We start from the raw sequence: 16,279 nt of genomic DNA, 5'->3' as shown, positions 1-16,279 counted from the left end.
ATTGATAAGTTACTATGCTACACTTAGTGTAGGTCAACCACGAATTTTATATAAGCGAGGGCGCGTATGCGAACGATCGGAGAAGTGGCGAAGGACGTCGGGATCAATATCGGAGCGATCCGTTTTTACGAGAGAAAGGGACTGCTGGAGCCGGCCGTCCGCAGCGAGCAGAATAACCGCCTGTACACGGAGCATGATCGAAACTGGCTGCTCTTCATCAAGTGTCTGCGCGAGACCGGGATGAGCGTAGAGGACATCAAGGCGTACTACGACAAGGTGAAGGAAGGCACCTCCACCCTGCCCGAGCGAATCGATATGATTCAGGCGCAGAAGCTCAAACTGCTGCAGGATATTGAGGAGAAAAACGCGCAGCTCGTTCGCTTGGAGGAGAAGCTGGAGCGGTATTATCGCGGGGAAAACTACTGAATTTTGTTCCTTCGCTTGGTCCTGTACTTATAGAGAAGCCACGATACGAAGATCGATTCTGTATCCTTATGACAGGACACCTTGTCGAGAAAATAAAATCTTGAGGCCCTACCTCAAGCTTGGTTATAGGTTCGATCGGCTTCAAGCTTACCCATTCATCAAACGAAACGATAGCGTTGCTCGCCTTTTTAAACGAATCCCGGGGAAGAAAATAGACCATTCCAGTGGTCCATGGATCTTTTTGAAGCGTGCGCCGGGTTAGCGAGAAAAAGTAGTATTTGTTCTTGTCTTTCATCACCCTGAGACATGCGTTTCGAAAGTTGTGCACTAACTTGCCGCGGTCAAATACAGCGTAGAATAGCGACCAGGTCGCGTCCTTGGTAGCAAAAACGGCGTCGACGTATTCTCCGCTGTATAGGGTTTGTTTGCGGGGCTGGAATTGAACGATCTCTTTATAATTGGACCCATGCAGCACCACAGGCTTGAACAATGAGATGTATTCGATAAAACGATGCTTCGGGAAGTGGCTTGCATATATGATTTCCTGATTGTTCGAAACGGCATCCGAGTACATTCTTTCGAAGCATTCCACTTCCTCGGGCGAAAATGGCGATTCGGGCATGGAATAGAAAAGATATTTCATTAAGATAGAGGCTATCCTATTTATCATTTTTTGCAAGACCTCCATCCGTTCATGCACTCCGTTCATTTTACCTGAATAACCCAACTCAAGGGTATATAAAAACCTCCGAGGCCGCGATCGACGCGGCACCGGAGGTTTTCGACTGCGCAAGAGGCTAGCTCCCCTTACGCCTCAAGCTTTGTGTTCAGCAATTGATACACCATCTTCGCAATCTCTGCGCGCGTGAGCTGGCCCTTCGGATCGAAGAGGTTGCCGCTCTTGCCGCCAATCAGGCCGAGCGCTTGGCCCTTGCCGATGGACGCGGCCGACCATGCGGCTGCTTTGTTCAGATCGGCGAACGGCTGGGTACCCGTAGATGGCGATATGGTCGTCTTCGACGCGCTCTCATAGGCGCGGACGAGGATGACGATCGCTTCTTCGCGGCTGATCTTGTCCTGCGGACGGAAGCGAGCGCCGTCACCTTGGATCAGACCCATTTCGGCCGCCTTGGAGACATAGCCTGCATAGTAAGCGCTCGCGGCGACATCCGTGAACTTGGAAGTGCTCTGCGGCTGGTCGTAGCCCAGCGCCCGGACGATCATCGTCGCGAAGTCGGCGCGCGTCACGGACAGGCTCGGCGCGTACGACGTGTCGGTGACGCCGGTCACGATGTGCTTGGCCGCCAGCTTCTGCACGTAGTCGTTTGCCCAGTTGCCGTTCATGTCGGCGAATTGCTTGCGATACTCGAGCAGCGCGAAGGAAGAGAAATGCTTGGTCGTAAAGACCAGATCATTGCCTGCGATCTTGCCGCCGACATATTCGAGTTTGCTGCCGTTTACGTAATAGACGCCTGCGAGCTCTTTGTCGACGCCAGCCAGCTGATCGGCCGTCAGCGTTCTGCGCACGGTAATCGGCTGCTCGAAGGCATGGATCGCCGTCGAGTCCGTACCGGTCGTCGCCGTCAGGTTCAGCTCGAACGTCTGGCCGGTCGCCTTGAAGGCCGCGTCAGCGCCCATCGTCTGCAGAAGCGCGCCTTGTCCTTGGCGGTCGCTCTTCAGCTCGAAGCTCAGCGTAACGGAAGCTGCACCTTGCACCGCACTAGCCGGAATCGCGCCGGCAGGCACTTCGATCGTGCCCTGCGGCGTCGAGATTTTCAGCGTGATGCCTTCCTGCTTCCCTGCCCTGATGCCCGCTCCGTCCAGCTTCAACTTATACGAGCTGCCGTCGCCAGACCCGGGGTTCAGCTTGATCTCGACGACGCCGCCAGCCGCCTTCGCGATCGCCGCCTTCAGGTCGTCCCCGCCAGGCGCGTACGTGCCGTCCTTGCCGGCAGTGACGATCAGTACGCTGCCGTTCTGGCCGGTCGAACCGCCCGGATTGGCCGAGCCCGGGTTCGGCGTGCCTGGATTCGACGTTCCGGAATCAAGCGTGCCCGTCGCAAAACCCCAAATATCGGACAGCACGCTGCCGCTATTTGCATCCTCGGCTTTCACATACCACTGGTAATAGCGGTCGGAAGCAAGACCGTTCCAAACGACGGAAGCCGTTTTTCCGCTCGCCGCATGGTCCACTTGGCCGATCAGTTGATCGCTGTAAACCTTGACACCGAAGTAATCGGTCGCGACTTCCTTGTTCATCGCCCCGAGATCGACGTTCATGTCGTACTCGTCCTTGTTCGGATTAGCAGCCGGATCGTAATAGTTGTAATCGTTCAGGTATGGCGAGTACGTCTTCATATGAACCTGGTTGTTCTGGATATCGAACTGCATCAACCGGATGTAGCCCAAGCCGCCTTCCTCGGCGCCTTGATAGTCGGCGAGAATCTGGTACACTTCGCGGTCCGCCACGCCGTCGCCGTTATCGTCGAGCTTGTCGACCAGCGTCTCGGCGTCGTGGTAGTGCCCGCTCAGCGTCATGATGACGTTCTTGTTCGGTACGACGACACGTTCGAAAATCTTGTCCGCGATCGGCGCCCGGTTGTTCGACACGAGCATGTACTCGTGGAAGGCCAGAATCGCCTTGCGGTCCGGATGATCGGCCACGACCTGGTTCACCCAGTCGATGTCCTCGTCCGTGACGCCCCATCCCATGTACACGATGATGAAGTCCACGCCGCCGGCGGAGATCAGATCATAGTGGCCCCGGTTGTTCTTGTAAGAGCCGCCGTATGTCGGCTGAACCGCGAAGCGGTCTTCGCCGTAGTGCGCGTAGTAGTGCGAATAGTCGCCGCTCTGATGGCTGACGTCGTGGTTGCCAGCCAGCACGCCGTAAGGAATTTTAGAGTCGTCGAGCGTCTTCATCGCTTTTTCCGCGTTGTCCCACTGGTATTCCTGCTCGGCGTTGTCGACGATGTCGCCGGTATGGATGACATACTTAATGTTCATGTCCTGCTGATGGTCGACGATCCACTGCGTATTGCCTTCGTAAATCCAAGGATAGCTCGCCGCGTAATACTGCGTGTCGGACATCCAGACGAAGGAGAAATCGTACGGATCCTCCTTTACCGGCATCTCGTCCTGCACCATGACCGCGATGCTGCCGCCGTCATTATATTCGCCGGCTTGTACCGTCGCGTTCAGCCCGAAGTCAGCAGTTCCTGCGACCTTGGTGTCGAGCATGATCCACTGCCGCTTCATCGGCTGCCATGCGTACAAGCTGACCTTGCGGCCCTCCAGCGACTTGCCCTGCCAGTTGATGTCGACCCGGTCCGTCGCCTTTACCGATTCGTCCAGCTTGATGTTGAATCGGTGGTACGGGAAGGCATCCGTCGCTTCGTTCGTCAGGTATTGGCCGTCCGCCGCGCCGATTTTCGCGTACTCTTCCGCCGACATCTCTGTCTCGCCTGCCGGCGCAACCGTCTTCGGCGGCTCGACGTCAGCTGCGCCTTGATAGCCGGCGAACCCCGCTTTGCTGTTCGCGTCGTACTTGAAGCCCTTATAGAAGGAAACCTTCATCGGATCGTCCGTCGGATCCGTGATTTTGACCGTGAGCTCGGCGCTCGAAGATGTCAGGGAGCTGCCGTTCAGCGGCGATACCAGCTCCGGCTGCGCCGGATTCTCGTTCGGTACGCTGAAGCGGATCGTCTTCTCCGCTACGTTGCCGACCTTGTCGGTCGCCTTGATGACAAGGACGTGTTCGCCTGCGGCCAACAGTCCGGAGGACGTTTCGAGCGGCAACGAGATCGCGTTGCCGTCCAGCGTGGTCTCCGCCGATGCGACGCCTGCCAGCGCGTCGGTGATCGACGCGTTAAGCGCGAACGCGCCGCGGTAGGTTTGGCCGTCCGCCACGCTCGGCTCAATGACAGGCGCCGTATTGTCGATCTTGATCGTCGCGGTCGCCTTGGCATCGTCCGCGCCGATGACCTCGACCGTGTGTTCGCCGTCGGCCAGCGCAGTCGTGTCCCAATCGTACGCCTTGGAGCGCAGTTGTTCAGCCGGGAGGGCGAAGTTGAATTCGATCGCCGGCGACTTGCCGGACGAATCCCCCATCCTTAAGTCCTTCTCCGGCAGGGCATAGGCCGGATCGTAGAGCACGGTGCCGTCCGGCAATACAAGCCTTACGTTGCGAACGACGAAGTCGTCCTTGTTCTCCTCGGGCCGGTCGTCGAACGGACCGGACTTGGTGCCCGCCCGGATCGCGATGAGGTTCGTACCCTCCTTCAGACGCGTCGCCTCGATCGGGTAGGAGAGCGTCGTATAGGTCGTGATCGGATCCAGGAACGTATACAGAATTTCCTGGCCCATCGTGACGGCATTTTTGAAATAATAATTGACGTCTTTTGCATCGAACGCGAAGACCGCGTCGTCTTCAAGCGCGTGGTACGCGCCTTCGACCGTCTGGCCGTCGACCCTCAGCTGCAGCGTGTCGGGGCCGGCGGTCTCCGACGTCCCCTTAAGCGCCGTCGTGCCGGAGATGAATTCCCCGTCCTCCAGGTTCAGGCGCAGCGGCGCGCGCTCCTGTCCTTCCTTCACGTTCACGCGCGCTACCGTCGAGGTCGTCGTATTGGGACCGTCGGACGCTTCGAAGTAATACTCGATGTACTTTCTGCCGAGCAGATCCGGCGAAGTCAGCAATTGATGGTACATCGTATCGTTATAATCCTGGGTCAGGTATTTCTTCGTATAGGCGGTATCGAGATTCGACTTGAAATAAACGGCGACGGACAGCAAATGCTTGTCGTCCGCCACGTCCGCGACCAGGTCAAGATCGACTTTTTGGCTCGTCTCCGTCTTGCCGGTCCGGTCGGCGATCGTCGGCTTGACCGTATCGTCCTCGACGTGAACTGGTTGCGCGGGGATCTGCTTCGGTTCGAGCGTTCCCGGCGTCGCCATCTTGGTACCGACGCTGTACTTGAGCATGTTCGAAGAGCCGTCGTACGGATACAAATACTGAATGCCTTTGTTCGCAGCGACTTCGCCCTTCACCGAGCCGTCGTAGTAGGCGGTTACGATATCTTCGCGCCTGTTGGTGCCGATGACGAGCCCCCCGCTTGGCCGAATTCGACATGCCGTCGCTGTATACCTTGATAATGTCTACGTTCTCGATGAGCGAGGTCTTGAAGGCCGCGTTAAAGTCGGCGACCGTCTGCGTCGAGTTCCCGCTGTTGATCACCCAGAGGACCAGCGTCTTGCCGGGCTGAATGACGATGTCTTCCTTGCTGGACGGCCAGATGACGTCTTCCGTAGCCGAGTCCGGATAGCGGTAGTATAGCTTGTAATCCTTGAACGCAAACGGCTTGTCCGTATTGTTGTATAGCTCGATGAACTCCCCGTCGTCCGAGGACTTGACGTTGTTGCTGTCGGGGAGCGCCTCGGTGATCAAGATCGGCGGCGCCTTGGTTAGATCCGGTACAAAATCGACTTCCGCTTCGTAAGTGTCTGTGGGCACCGTGTTAGCAGCGTCCTTGGCTTCGATGTAGTACTGAAGGCCGGACTCCACCAGCGCGCTCTTGGGAATGGAGCCTTGATACGCATTTCCGCTCGCCTTCATATCGACGGCAGTGAAAAACTCCTGAGAAGTCGTCTTGTAATGAAGCGTGACCGTCATCGGATCGACGTCGGCGCTCTCCGGATTCTTCACGTTCGCCGTCAGTACGAGGTCGGAGCCTTTGGACGCCTGCGTCACCGGCGTATGCGCAATGGCCGGCTCCTCGTTCAAGATGCCAACGCGATAGACGGCGGACGCGACCGAGCCGTCCGTACCGTCGGACGCTTCAATATAGTACTGAAGCGATGACGCGCCAGTCATGGAGAGACGCGGGATCGCTGCAGCATAGACGCCGTCCTTCGTAGCGCTCATCGACAATGACGCATAGCTCTTCGCCAGGTTCGTCTGGTAGTAGACGGCCGCCGTCACCGAGTGCTTGTTCTCCGTAATCGCGGCGGAGATCGGCAGGTCCTGACCTAACTGAACGGATGCGACCGGCGAATGGTCGATCTTCAGATCCACGGCTGGCGGCGCCACATAGTCGGATGGCTGGTCTGGAACCTGCGTCGGGAGCACCGTTCCCGGCGTAGCCGCAGTCGTCTCGAGCGTGGAGAGCAACATATCCGTGCTGCCGACCGGATAGTTGTAGACGATGCCTTTGTTGACGGCAGAGGTGCCCACGTTGTATGACGCAGTCACGACAACCGAGCCGTCAGGCGCTTTGAGCGTCAAAGTGCGGCTCCCCGTGTTGGCCATACCGCCTACTGCCGCAGTTCGGAATAAATTTTTGCCCTCGACAAGCTGAGCGTCCCCGGTAAGCCCATAATTTGCGTTGAACTTGTCGATCGTTTCTCCGCCATTGGCGGCGTTCGTAACCCATAGCACGATCGCTTGACGAGCAGGAATCATCGCTTCGTCCGGCGTGTTAAGCGCCCAGACGGTACTGTTGTAGTTCAATGTGTACTGGCTGTAATCGACAGGCTGACTGGTATTGTTATAAATCTCAATCGCCTCGTAGCCATCAGAGCCAGAGACATTATTCGTATCCGGCACCAATTCCGTAATCAGAAGCTTCGGAACCTGCGAGTAATCAATCGTTGCCGCAAATGCCGGCGAATACGGGAATAATCCGAACGCCATCGCGCCCAATACGACCCCATTCACCCATTTTTTCATCTTCATTCCGTCAATTCTCCTTCTCTAGTTGCTGTTCGCACATCTTCAAAGTCTATTAATTTAACGTTTCCTCTATATTCAGCGAGTGTTTTCCATACATTAACTTCAAATAAATATTGGTAAATAATTTTATAACATTCTAATTTATGGGTGTATCTGAACGACATCTCATGGAAGGGAAAAGGAGAAATGCATTTTACCGTTCAAACGCTGCCGGCGTGCCGGATCGCGTACGTACGCCAAAAAGGCCCTTACGGGCCTGCCAAGCGATGCGAACTATGCGTGCCGATCCGATCGTCATAACCTCGGGGAAATGATCCATCCCTGCATAAAAAAAGCATACATCGCCAGAGCAAACGCGTTGCTCGGCGATGTATGCATTTTTTATTTAACCTCGACGCGCTCTTCAGCCACGATATCCGCAAAATATCGCGCGCTGTCCACCATCGGCGTGCAGTCGGAGTGATCCCCGCTAAGCGTGATCTCAAAGATAAAGTCCTTGCCCAGCACGAGCGGCTTCACCATGCGCCAATCGATCTTTCCCCGGCCCAGCTGCAGCGAATCATGCACGAGCCCCATGCTGTCGACGAGATGGTAATATTGCGCGTAAGGCGCGGTGCGTTGGAGGATGTCCCGCAGCCGCTCATTGTCCCCGCGATAGGAAATAAACGTATGGCTCACGTCGACCGTCAGCGGGAGCTCCAGCGGCTCGATCAAGTCTTCGATGAGATACGGATTGCAGCCGTAAGAGAACAGCCCCTCGATTGAATCCTCCCAAACGAACACGTCCCGCGAATAGGCCATCACTTTGGTAATCTCTTCGCGCAGGAGCGCGGTTCGCTCCCGCGTGACGTCGCCGCAGCTGGCTGTATGGACGTAATGGGCATGCACGACGCACTTGGCCCGTTCTTCCATGCAGATGCGTGCGAGCGCTTCGCAGGATTCATGGTAAAATCGGCGCACTTCCGGGTTTTCGCTTAGGATATCCAGGTACTCTCCGCGGTACGTCGGCGGATGATGCAAAAACGGCTTGACGCCTCGGGCATGAAGCTGTCGGATTCGGTCCCGGATGCGTTCCTGATCGCCCAGGTCGCGCTCGCTCAGGTAAAATTCGATAATATCCGGGTCGTAAGAAAGCCGATTGTCCAAGTTGCGCTGCTCGAGATTCCCTTTCAAGCGTATAAACTTCACCAGAATACCACCTCCGCCCCCATCTTATCACATTCGTATTAAAGGGGCGTTATCGCGGGTCCTCTCTTCAAGTCGACTTGTAAAATCCGATAATAACAAATGAACGCAGACTTGATATCGGGTTCGTTCGAATGAGAACCGACAAAGGGAAGTGCGGGATGAGAAGCCAATCGGAGCCTATCGTGCGCTATGGAAGGTTTAAAATACAGATTTTGCTCCTGGGGCTGCTCGCTCTTACGCTAGTCGGATCGACGGCGACTTTGACGATGGTATCGATTCATCGCCAGAACGAGACGTTAACGAAGACGACCTTGCAGAAAAACTTCGAAGCGGCGCGCAACCTCGCGATCTCCGCCAATACGATCAAGAACCTGATGTTCAAGTCGCTCGGCGGAACCGCGCAGTACATGAGCGACGAGCGCGTGCCGGTCGGAGCGGAAAGCACGCGCCTGCTTGGCTTGCTGCTAGGCAGCGGCATTTTTAACGGCGCCCTGCTGATCGGCGGTGAAGGGGAAGTGCTGGCTTCCACGCCCGGGTCGGGCTTCGAAGCCGGCGACCGGGTCGATGCCGCATCGAAGCTGACCTTTACGGGGAGCGGGACGGGGCCCTCGATGTCGGCGCCCTTCGTCGCGCCCGGCGGGCACCGGGTCGTGCTCGCGGCGCACCCCATCAAGGCAGGGGACGCACAGCCGTCCGTCTATATCGCTGGAATCCTCGATCTGCAGCGCAGCAATGTGCTGTCGGATCTATTCGTGCATACGATCAAGAGCGATCCGGGGACCTATGCGTATCTGGTCGACGGCTCCGGCGAGGCGATGATGAATGCTCAAGCGGACCGCGCAGGGGAGATCGTGCCTGCGGCCGCGCTGCTCGCCGCATTCAGTGCCGGGCAGGCGGATGAAATTCAGAAAGCGCCCGAACGAAAAGGACCGCCGCCGGAAGGGCCGAGACCCGCTGCGCCGGAACTGCGCGCCAATCCGGTCCCCGGGCGCGGTCCCGCGCCAATTGGCAATGGCGGGCCCACGCCTCGCGCAGCCGTCTTGGCCGACGGCCATGGCGTTCGGAGCTTCGTAGGCTACCTGCGCGTCGGAGAGCTTGGCTGGGGAATGGTCGTCCAATCCCCGGTCTATATCGTGAACAAAGCGAAGCATGACCTTCTGATGACGCAGTTGAAATGGAGCGTGCCGCTCATTGCGGCGTTCCTGCTGCTCAGCCTCTGGGCGTCGCGCTTGCTGGCCGCGCCGTTCGCGAAGCTGACCGATGCCGCTCGAAGCATCGCGGCGGGCAACCGGCTGGGCCGGCCTCCGTTCGAGAGCCACTGGAACTATGAGGCGCACCATTTAGCCCGGGCGATGATAACCGCGATGCATGGGCTTCAGAGACAAGCCGACGAATTCAGCGTGCAGGCACGCACCGACCATCTGACCGGGCTGTTGAACCGTACGGGCCTGGACGAGTGGCTGAAGGCGCGCGAAGCCGAAGGCTCCGGTATCGGATACTCGCTCCTGGTGATCGATATCGACCATTTCAAAAAAATCAACGACAGTTACGGGCATCAGACGGGCGACGACACGCTCGTACACCTGGCACGCATCCTGAAGGCCGAATGCAGGACGACGGATCTCGTCTGCCGGTTCGGCGGCGAAGAATTCGTGGCGGTGCTGCCGGGAGAAACGCTTGAACGCGGGTCGTTGTTGGCGGAACGCATCCGCGGCTGCGTGGAGAACACCATCAGTCCGACCGGCCGTCCCATTACGGTATCGATCGGCATCGCCAGCTTTCCCAAGCACGGCGAGGACTTCGAAGCGACGTTCCAGCGGGCGGACGAGGCGCTCTACGAAGCGAAGCGTTCCGGCCGGAACCGGACGATGGCATCCGCATGAGCGCTTCGCCATGCCCAAGATGCGTTTACCGATATGTCGCTGATGAGTCCGTCTATTTTCAAATCAGGTGATAACGCGGCGATGAGCGCCTTGGTCCAGGCATTATCGAAGGCAGACTAGCTTGTCTTAAAGTTTTACGCCTTCGGAGATATCCTTGCCAAAGTATTTCGTCGAGATTTTGGCGTACGTACCGTCCTCATGCATCGCCTTCAGCGCCTGGTTAACGGCCTGCACCGTATCCGCTTTGCCTTTTCCGAACAGGAATGCGGCGGTTTCGATCTCGCTGGACTGATCGACCACTTTAATTTTCAGATCGGGCCGTTTTTTTGCGCAAATCCAGAAAATATAAATTGTTATAAATCAGGGCATCGACCCGCTTCGAACGCAGGAGTTCGACGGAGTCGCCGTTTTCCGGCACGAGCGTGGCGCCATATTTCAACGCCAGCGCGCCTTGTACGGATTCCGCCAGGCCGTTCGTCTTCTTTCCTTTTAAATCCTTGAAGCCGTTGATGTCCTTATTCTCCTCAAGCACGATCAGGGTCAGGTTGGAGAATTGATAGGGATCGGAGAAGTCGTACTTCTTCTTTCGTTCTTCGGTAATGGACAATTGCGGGATGGTGTCGAACCGCCCGCCGTCAAGGCCCGAGAACATGCCCGCAAACTCGACCTCGGCGAATTTCACCTGGAGACCGATGCGCTTGCCGACTTCATTGGAGATGTCGATGTCGAACCCCGTCAAGCCGTCGGCATCGTGATACGAATACGGCGGGTACGTACCGGTGGTCGCGACTACGATCTCCCCTTTTTCTTCAACTGCTCAAGCGAGCTGCCGGTCTGGCTTTTATTGGAGCTGCAAGCGGTCAGGGCGATGCCTGCACAAAGTAAGACCGACAATAATTTTCTGCTCATGATCATTCATCCTCCGATAGTGGCGCGGTTATATGGAATAGGAAGGCGTGGGCTTAGCAAACCCAGGCGCAAGACGGCTTACGAATTGCCGAACGCGTTCATGTCGGGAATGGGCGAAGACGGCCTCGGGCGTGCCGTTCTCCAGAATCGCTCCCTGATCCATGAAGAGAACGCGGTCGGCGGCGCGGCTGGCGAATTCAAGTTCGTGCGTGACGACGATCAACGTGATGCCAGAGCGGATCAAGGATCGCATCACCTCCAGCACCTCTCCGACGAGCTCCGGATCAAGCGCGGATGTCGGTTCGTCGAACAAGAGAATCTGCGGCTCCATCGACATCGCCCTGGCGATGCCGACCCGCTGCTGCTGTCCGCCTGACAGCTGATACGGGTAGCGGTCCCGGAAGGCTCCGAGCCCGACCTGCTCCAGCAAGGCGATGGCTTTGGCCTGCGCGTCGGCACGGTTCATGCGGCGGACGGCAATAGGACCGACCATGACGTTTTCCAATGCGGTCATGTGGGGAAACAGGTGGTTGCCTTGAAAGACCGTGCCCGTCTCCCTGCGAAAAGCCTGAACGGCCCTCGGGTTCGGCTTGCCCGCCGGCGAAAAGCGGAGCTGGCGCTCGCCGAGACGGATGCTGCCGCTAGTCGGGATCTCCAATAAATTGATGCAGGCGAGCAGCGTCGATTTGCCGGATCCCGACGGGCCGATGACAACGGTCGTCGTCCCTTGCTGTATCTCAAGATCAATGGCATGGAGGACCGGCAGATCGCCGAAGTGTTTCGTTAAGCCTTGAAGGGACAATAACAACGCTCATTCCTCCTCCCTTAGGTTTGGTAGCCCCCGAGTCTTTTCTCCAGCCGGGTCTGCCAGATCGTGAGCACGGAGCAGAGGACGAGATAGTACGCGCCGGCGATGAGGTAGAGCAGCATCGGCTCGAAGGTGGAGGCCGCTATGAGTTTGGCCGCGCCGAACAGATCGGGGAGCGTCACGAGCGCGGCGAGCGACGACGTCTTAATGAGCGTAATGAACTGGTTCCCGAAGCTCGGAATGCAGATACGGACCGACTGTGGCAAAATCACGCGGACCAGGTTCTGGCTTCGCGACATGCCTAGCGCGTATCCGGCCTTCCACTGGCCTCCCGGGATCGAGAGGATGGCCGCCCGCATGATCTCCGACGAATAGGCCGCTTCCGAGATCGTGAGACTGATCACGATGCTGGCGAACGGCGAGAGCAGAATGCCCATGCCGGGAAGGCCGTAGAAAATAATAAACAGCTGCACGAGAATCGGAGTACAGCGTATGATCCACACGTACACCCGGGCGGGGAGCCGGACATACGGTTTGGCCGACAGGCCCGCAAGAGCGATGAATAGAGCAGCCAGGAGCCCCAGCGCGAAGGAAAGCAGGGAGATCGGAATCGTATAGAGGATCGTCCCCTTCAGCAAGGGCATCAAAGACATGGAGATAATCTCCAGAATGCGGTCGAACCGTTCTTGGGCCATGAGCGTCACCTCGGAAGCGCGATTGCCTGAAGATAATCGTTGAAGCGATAGCGCTGCTTTGCTAAAATACTTACTAAGTTCATTAATTTACTAGGCATTGAAAGCAGGGGTGTGCCTATGATCGAATTCAGGGACAAGAAATACCGATGTGCCTCCGAAGTCGCGATGGAATTAGTAAGCGGAAAATGGAAGGTCCTCATCCTGAGCCACTTGTCGGAGCATACCTTCCGGTTCGGCGAGCTGCTTAAGCTCATGCCCGGCGCCACCCACAAGATGCTTGCCGAGCAGCTTCGGGACCTGGAATGCGACGGGCTTATCATTCGCAGCGTGTATCCCGTGATCCCGCCTAAAGTAGAGTACGAATTGACCGATCGCGGCATGAGACTGGTACCGATCTTAAAGGCGCTGTGCGATTTCGGGGCGGACTACATCGACAGCTTTCCCGCGCAGTCCCCGGTCATGGAAGAGGAGCAGGCCTGAGGATGCGATCAGCGGAGGAGAAATTTCGCGCCGAATCGTTTGCCTGCGACTAGCGCCGCCTCGCGTTCCTCCGAATCGCCACGCTCAAGTAGAATGACATTTTCCGGATAGAGCTTTCCTAGCAGCGCCCTTCTGACGAGCTCATTTCCCTCCGTTGCCACCTCATGCGTCCCCGCTTCATTCGTCACAAGCCCGGAGAGGGAGAGGACACGGTCCGCAGCATGACGCTCGATTACAAGTCTCTCTTGGACCGAAGAGTGGCCGCCTGTCTCGCCGTTTGCAGGATTCGATCGATAGTGGAAGCGATGCCCCCCGGAAGACTTGGCCCAGGTCGACCGCATGCGCGCCCGCATCCGTACCTAGGCGGAACTGAATCACTGCCTGACCGCTATCCTGCACGGCCGCCTGTAAATACGCCTCGGTAATTCCGTTCAGCCGCCGCTGATCGGCCTCTTGACCTTCGGGCGATCCGGGCCCGAGCAACGATCGCGGGGCCGCATAATAGTCCGGATATTCGTAAACAAAAGCGATCGAATCCCCTCCATCGACCGACTCAGCCGTCCGCACCGGGTACCACCGGAGGAGGTACCGGGGCGCGCGAGCCAGCTCCGCCCCCAAGCCTGCCGGCAAAATCGTCCCCAGCCGATACTGGAATCCGTATCCGGCAGCGGACAGCTCCGGCGCCAGCAGGCTTTTCGCATAGTGAACCAGCGACTTGTGGTCGAGCGGTCTGGCCAGGAAGAGGGAGAGAAATTCGGAATGCGCATGCTCGGTATAGCGCAGTCCTCGCGCATTTCGCGCTTTCAGCTCGATCGGCACCTCATCCCAATTTTCGAACGGAAGAAGCGCGTCCCGCAGGAGCACGATCTGATGCAGATACTCGTTAAAGAGCTGCATGACAGGCGGACCGCCCGCAGGTCCCTGAAGCATATCCGTAACTTCGTGGGTCCAGAGATGATGATCGCACCGGCTCCTGAATATAAGGCGGCCCAGCACATCCGCCCCTAGCTCTTCCAAGCCGCGCGATTCGCCGTCGAATTCGCGCGCCCACTTCGACAGCGCCTCGCCGATCCGACCCGCCTGCACGGACAACTCGGTCCTCGCATGATCGTGCAAGGGGAGGGCGCCAAGGGGAAGGGTCGTTTCCCGTCCGGCGACGGCGAGGCTTTTCTCGATATTCGTCAGCAGCGCTTCGCGATTGGCCGCTTCGCCTAATTGAACATAAATCGCTTCGAGCAGCACCCCTAACGCCTTCACCACTTCCCGAGCCGTGTACACCCCGTCCGGGATGTCCCATTCCCACAGTCCTTGCTCGGCGGAGGGCTTCACCTCTGCCCCACGCTTGCCGGCTGCTTTGACCTCCCCAGGCTCCAGCCGAACGCCCCACACGATACACTGACTTCCTGCATCCAAACGATAATGTGACATCTTGCACCTGCCTTTCTGTTTTGACCAGCCTATCACATTAATTCCGATGAAAATAGTATGTACTTTTTCGTGCGGAAGTCACGAAAGGGTGCCCTAGTTCCTAATTGGTAACTGCCTGTGATCGCAAAAAAAAGAACAGTCCGCCCGCGGCAGTCTGCTCTCTTGTTATGTCGACTTCCCTGGCGCCCGCATTAAGCGGCATTCCAATTGTAGGCGCGTACCGCGAATGCGTAGGCGACGATCAGGATTCCTAAGCACCAAGCCAGCGCAACCCAGATATCATTTCCCACCGGTTGGTTAGACAGCAGCGCGCGGATCGTTTCTACGATGGAGGTGACCGGCTGGTTCTCGGCGAAGGCCCGAACGACGCTCGGCATCGAGTCCGTCGGCACGAACGCGGAGCTGATGAACGGCAGGAAGATGAGCGGGTAGGAAAAGGCGCTTGCGCCTTCGACCGTCTTGGCGGACAATCCGGCGATGGCTGCGATCCAAGTGAGCGCCAGCGTGAACAGCACGAGGATGCCCGCTACGGCTAGCCAGGACAGGATCCCTGCCGACGAGCGAAAGCCCATGGCCAGCGCTACCAGTATGATGACGGCAATCGAGATGACGTTGGATACGACCGAGGTCAGCACATGCCCCCACAGCATCGTCGAACGCGCGATCGGCATGGAGTTGAACCGTTCGATGATGCCCCGTTGCTTATCCAAGAACAGGCGGTAGGCGACATAAGCGACCCCGCTGGCGATCGCCATCAGCAGAATGCCGGGCAGCAGGTAGTTCACGTAGTTATCCGTGCCGGTCTCGATGGCGCCGCCGAACACGTACACGAACAGCAGCATCATCGCGATCGGCGTGACGCAGACCGTGAAGATCGTGTCCACGCTGCGGAAAATATGGCGCATGGATCGTCCGAGCATGACAGCCATATCGCTGAAAAAGTGGTTTTTGGCCGTTTCCATTTAGATGGCCTCCTTTTTGCCGATGATGGCGAGGAAAATTTCCTCCAACGTCGGCTGTTTTTCCACATACTCGACCTTCGCTTGCGGGAAACGCTTCTTTAGCTCCGCCAGCGTGCCGCCGGCAATGATCCGGCCCTCGTGCAGAATGGCGATGCGGTCGGCCAGCTGCTCCGCTTCCTCCAGATATTGCGTGGTCAGGAATACCGTCGTGCCGCCGTCGGCAAGCTCCTTCACGATCTTCCACACCTCGATGCGTGCTTCCGGATCAAGCCCCGTGGTCGGCTCGTCGAGGAAAATGATCTTCGGATTGCCGACCAGGCTCAAGGCGATGTCGAGCCGGCGGCGCATGCCGCCCGAATACGTGGACGGCTTCCGGTCGGCGGCATCCGTCAGGCCGAAGCGCTTCAGCAAATCGTCCGCCACTTGACGCGGCTGATCGAGATGCCGCAGCTTGGCGATCATGATCAAGTTTTCCCGCCCGGTGAGCACCTCGTCTACCGCCGCGAACTGCCCGGTCAGGCTGATCGCATGCCGCACATGCTCGGGCTTGGACGCGACGTCGAATCCGTTCACGACGGCACGGCCTCCGTCCGGCTTGAGCAGCGTGGCGAGGATGCGGACCATCGTCGTCTTGCCCGCGCCGTTGGAACCGAGCAGGGCGAAGATCTCTCCCCGCTTCACTTCCAGATCGACGCCCTTCAGCACTTCCTTGCCCTTGAAAGCCTTTTTAAGGCCTTTCACTTCGATCGCTTTGTCCATGCCGGTCTCCTCCT

At 57.7% G+C, this 16,279-nt stretch carries 13 protein-coding genes; 3 read left to right on the top strand and 10 right to left on the bottom strand.

Annotated features, from left to right (window positions below):
- Window positions 1–66 precede the first annotated feature (66 nt).
- Window positions 67–426, top strand: a complete 360-nt coding sequence (locus tag OMP38_RS26995) for a MerR family transcriptional regulator (protein ID WP_277567843.1) — start codon at window positions 67–69, stop codon at window positions 424–426.
- Between the two features lie 807 nt (window positions 427–1,233).
- Here the strand turns inward: OMP38_RS26995 and OMP38_RS26990 are convergent.
- From OMP38_RS26990 to OMP38_RS26980, 3 genes are all read right to left on the bottom strand, one after another.
- Window positions 1,234–3,516 carry an S-layer homology domain-containing protein gene (locus OMP38_RS26990; RefSeq protein WP_277568383.1) on the bottom strand — a complete coding sequence of 761 codons (2,283 nt, stop codon included), beginning with the start codon at window positions 3,514–3,516 and terminating at the stop codon, window positions 1,234–1,236.
- Window positions 3,517–5,248: 1,732 nt separating this feature from the next.
- On the bottom strand, window positions 5,249–7,156 hold the full coding sequence (locus tag OMP38_RS26985; protein WP_277567842.1) for a lamin tail domain-containing protein: 1,908 nt from the start codon (window positions 7,154–7,156) through the stop codon (window positions 5,249–5,251).
- A gap of 378 nt (window positions 7,157–7,534) precedes the next feature.
- Complete coding sequence (locus OMP38_RS26980; protein WP_277567841.1) at window positions 7,535–8,341, bottom strand: TIM barrel protein; 807 nt, start codon at window positions 8,339–8,341, stop codon at window positions 7,535–7,537.
- Between the two features lie 158 nt (window positions 8,342–8,499).
- Here OMP38_RS26980 and OMP38_RS26975 point away from each other — a divergent pair, with 158 nt between their 5' ends.
- A complete protein-coding gene (locus tag OMP38_RS26975) occupies window positions 8,500–10,224 on the top strand; it encodes a sensor domain-containing diguanylate cyclase (RefSeq protein ID WP_277567840.1) in 1,725 nt (574 codons plus the stop codon).
- 126 nt (window positions 10,225–10,350) lie between these two features.
- Here the strand turns inward: OMP38_RS26975 and OMP38_RS26970 are convergent, their stop codons facing one another.
- The 4 genes from OMP38_RS26970 to OMP38_RS26955 form a co-directional block, all read right to left on the bottom strand.
- Window positions 10,351–10,524 (bottom strand): transporter substrate-binding domain-containing protein, encoded by a 174-nt coding sequence (locus OMP38_RS26970; protein WP_277567839.1) that lies wholly within the window; start codon window positions 10,522–10,524, stop codon window positions 10,351–10,353.
- 1 nt (window position 10,525) lies between these two features.
- A complete protein-coding gene (locus OMP38_RS26965) occupies window positions 10,526–10,963 on the bottom strand; it encodes a transporter substrate-binding domain-containing protein (RefSeq protein ID WP_277567838.1) in 438 nt (145 codons plus the stop codon).
- 198 nt (window positions 10,964–11,161) lie between these two features.
- Window positions 11,162–11,941: an amino acid ABC transporter ATP-binding protein gene (locus OMP38_RS26960; protein ID WP_277567837.1), complete on the bottom strand. Its 780-nt coding sequence runs from the start codon at window positions 11,939–11,941 to the stop codon at window positions 11,162–11,164.
- 17 nt (window positions 11,942–11,958) lie between these two features.
- The gene (locus OMP38_RS26955) at window positions 11,959–12,636 is read right to left on the bottom strand and encodes an amino acid ABC transporter permease (protein WP_277567836.1); all 678 of its coding nucleotides are present in this window, start codon (window positions 12,634–12,636) and stop codon (window positions 11,959–11,961) included.
- Between the two features lie 117 nt (window positions 12,637–12,753).
- On the opposite strand from OMP38_RS26955, the gene OMP38_RS26950 reads away from it, so the two are divergent.
- Window positions 12,754–13,116 (top strand): winged helix-turn-helix transcriptional regulator, encoded by a 363-nt coding sequence (locus tag OMP38_RS26950; protein WP_277567835.1) that lies wholly within the window; start codon window positions 12,754–12,756, stop codon window positions 13,114–13,116.
- A 177-nt stretch (window positions 13,117–13,293) separates the two neighbouring features.
- Here the strand turns inward: OMP38_RS26950 and OMP38_RS26945 are convergent, their stop codons facing one another.
- From OMP38_RS26945 to OMP38_RS26935, 3 genes are all read right to left on the bottom strand, one after another.
- Window positions 13,294–14,505 (bottom strand): hypothetical protein, encoded by a 1,212-nt coding sequence (locus OMP38_RS26945; protein ID WP_277567834.1) that lies wholly within the window; start codon window positions 14,503–14,505, stop codon window positions 13,294–13,296.
- Between the two features lie 230 nt (window positions 14,506–14,735).
- Window positions 14,736–15,506, bottom strand: coding sequence for an ABC transporter permease (locus OMP38_RS26940; protein ID WP_277567833.1), 771 nt, complete (start codon window positions 15,504–15,506; stop codon window positions 14,736–14,738).
- The gene (locus OMP38_RS26935) at window positions 15,507–16,265 is read right to left on the bottom strand and encodes an ABC transporter ATP-binding protein (RefSeq protein ID WP_277567832.1); all 759 of its coding nucleotides are present in this window, start codon (window positions 16,263–16,265) and stop codon (window positions 15,507–15,509) included.
- Window positions 16,266–16,279 lie beyond the last annotated feature (14 nt).

This window comes from Cohnella ginsengisoli, from assembly GCF_029525555.1.
Lineage (GTDB): Bacteria > Bacillota > Bacilli > Paenibacillales > Paenibacillaceae > Cohnella > Cohnella ginsengisoli.
Note: the sequence above shows the minus strand (reverse complement) of the source record. Positions and strands in the feature narration are given on the sequence as shown.

Excerpts from the sequence above, each read along its gene's own strand:
- OMP38_RS26985 (WP_277567842.1), bottom strand. The coding sequence starts at position 7,156 with ATGAAGATGAAAAAATGGGTGAATGGGGTCGTATTGGGCGCGATGGCG.
- OMP38_RS26950 (WP_277567835.1), top strand. The coding sequence starts at position 12,754 with ATGATCGAATTCAGGGACAAGAAATACCGATGTGCCTCCGAAGTCGCG.
- OMP38_RS26955 (WP_277567836.1), bottom strand. The coding sequence starts at position 12,636 with ATGGCCCAAGAACGGTTCGACCGCATTCTGGAGATTATCTCCATGTCT.
- OMP38_RS26990 (WP_277568383.1), bottom strand. The coding sequence starts at position 3,516 with ATGTCCGACACGCAGTATTACGCGGCGAGCTATCCTTGGATTTACGAA.
- OMP38_RS26975 (WP_277567840.1), top strand. The coding sequence starts at position 8,500 with ATGAGAAGCCAATCGGAGCCTATCGTGCGCTATGGAAGGTTTAAAATA.
- OMP38_RS26935 (WP_277567832.1), bottom strand. The coding sequence starts at position 16,265 with ATGGACAAAGCGATCGAAGTGAAAGGCCTTAAAAAGGCTTTCAAGGGC.
- OMP38_RS26940 (WP_277567833.1), bottom strand. The coding sequence starts at position 15,506 with ATGGAAACGGCCAAAAACCACTTTTTCAGCGATATGGCTGTCATGCTC.
- OMP38_RS26995 (WP_277567843.1), top strand. The coding sequence starts at position 67 with ATGCGAACGATCGGAGAAGTGGCGAAGGACGTCGGGATCAATATCGGA.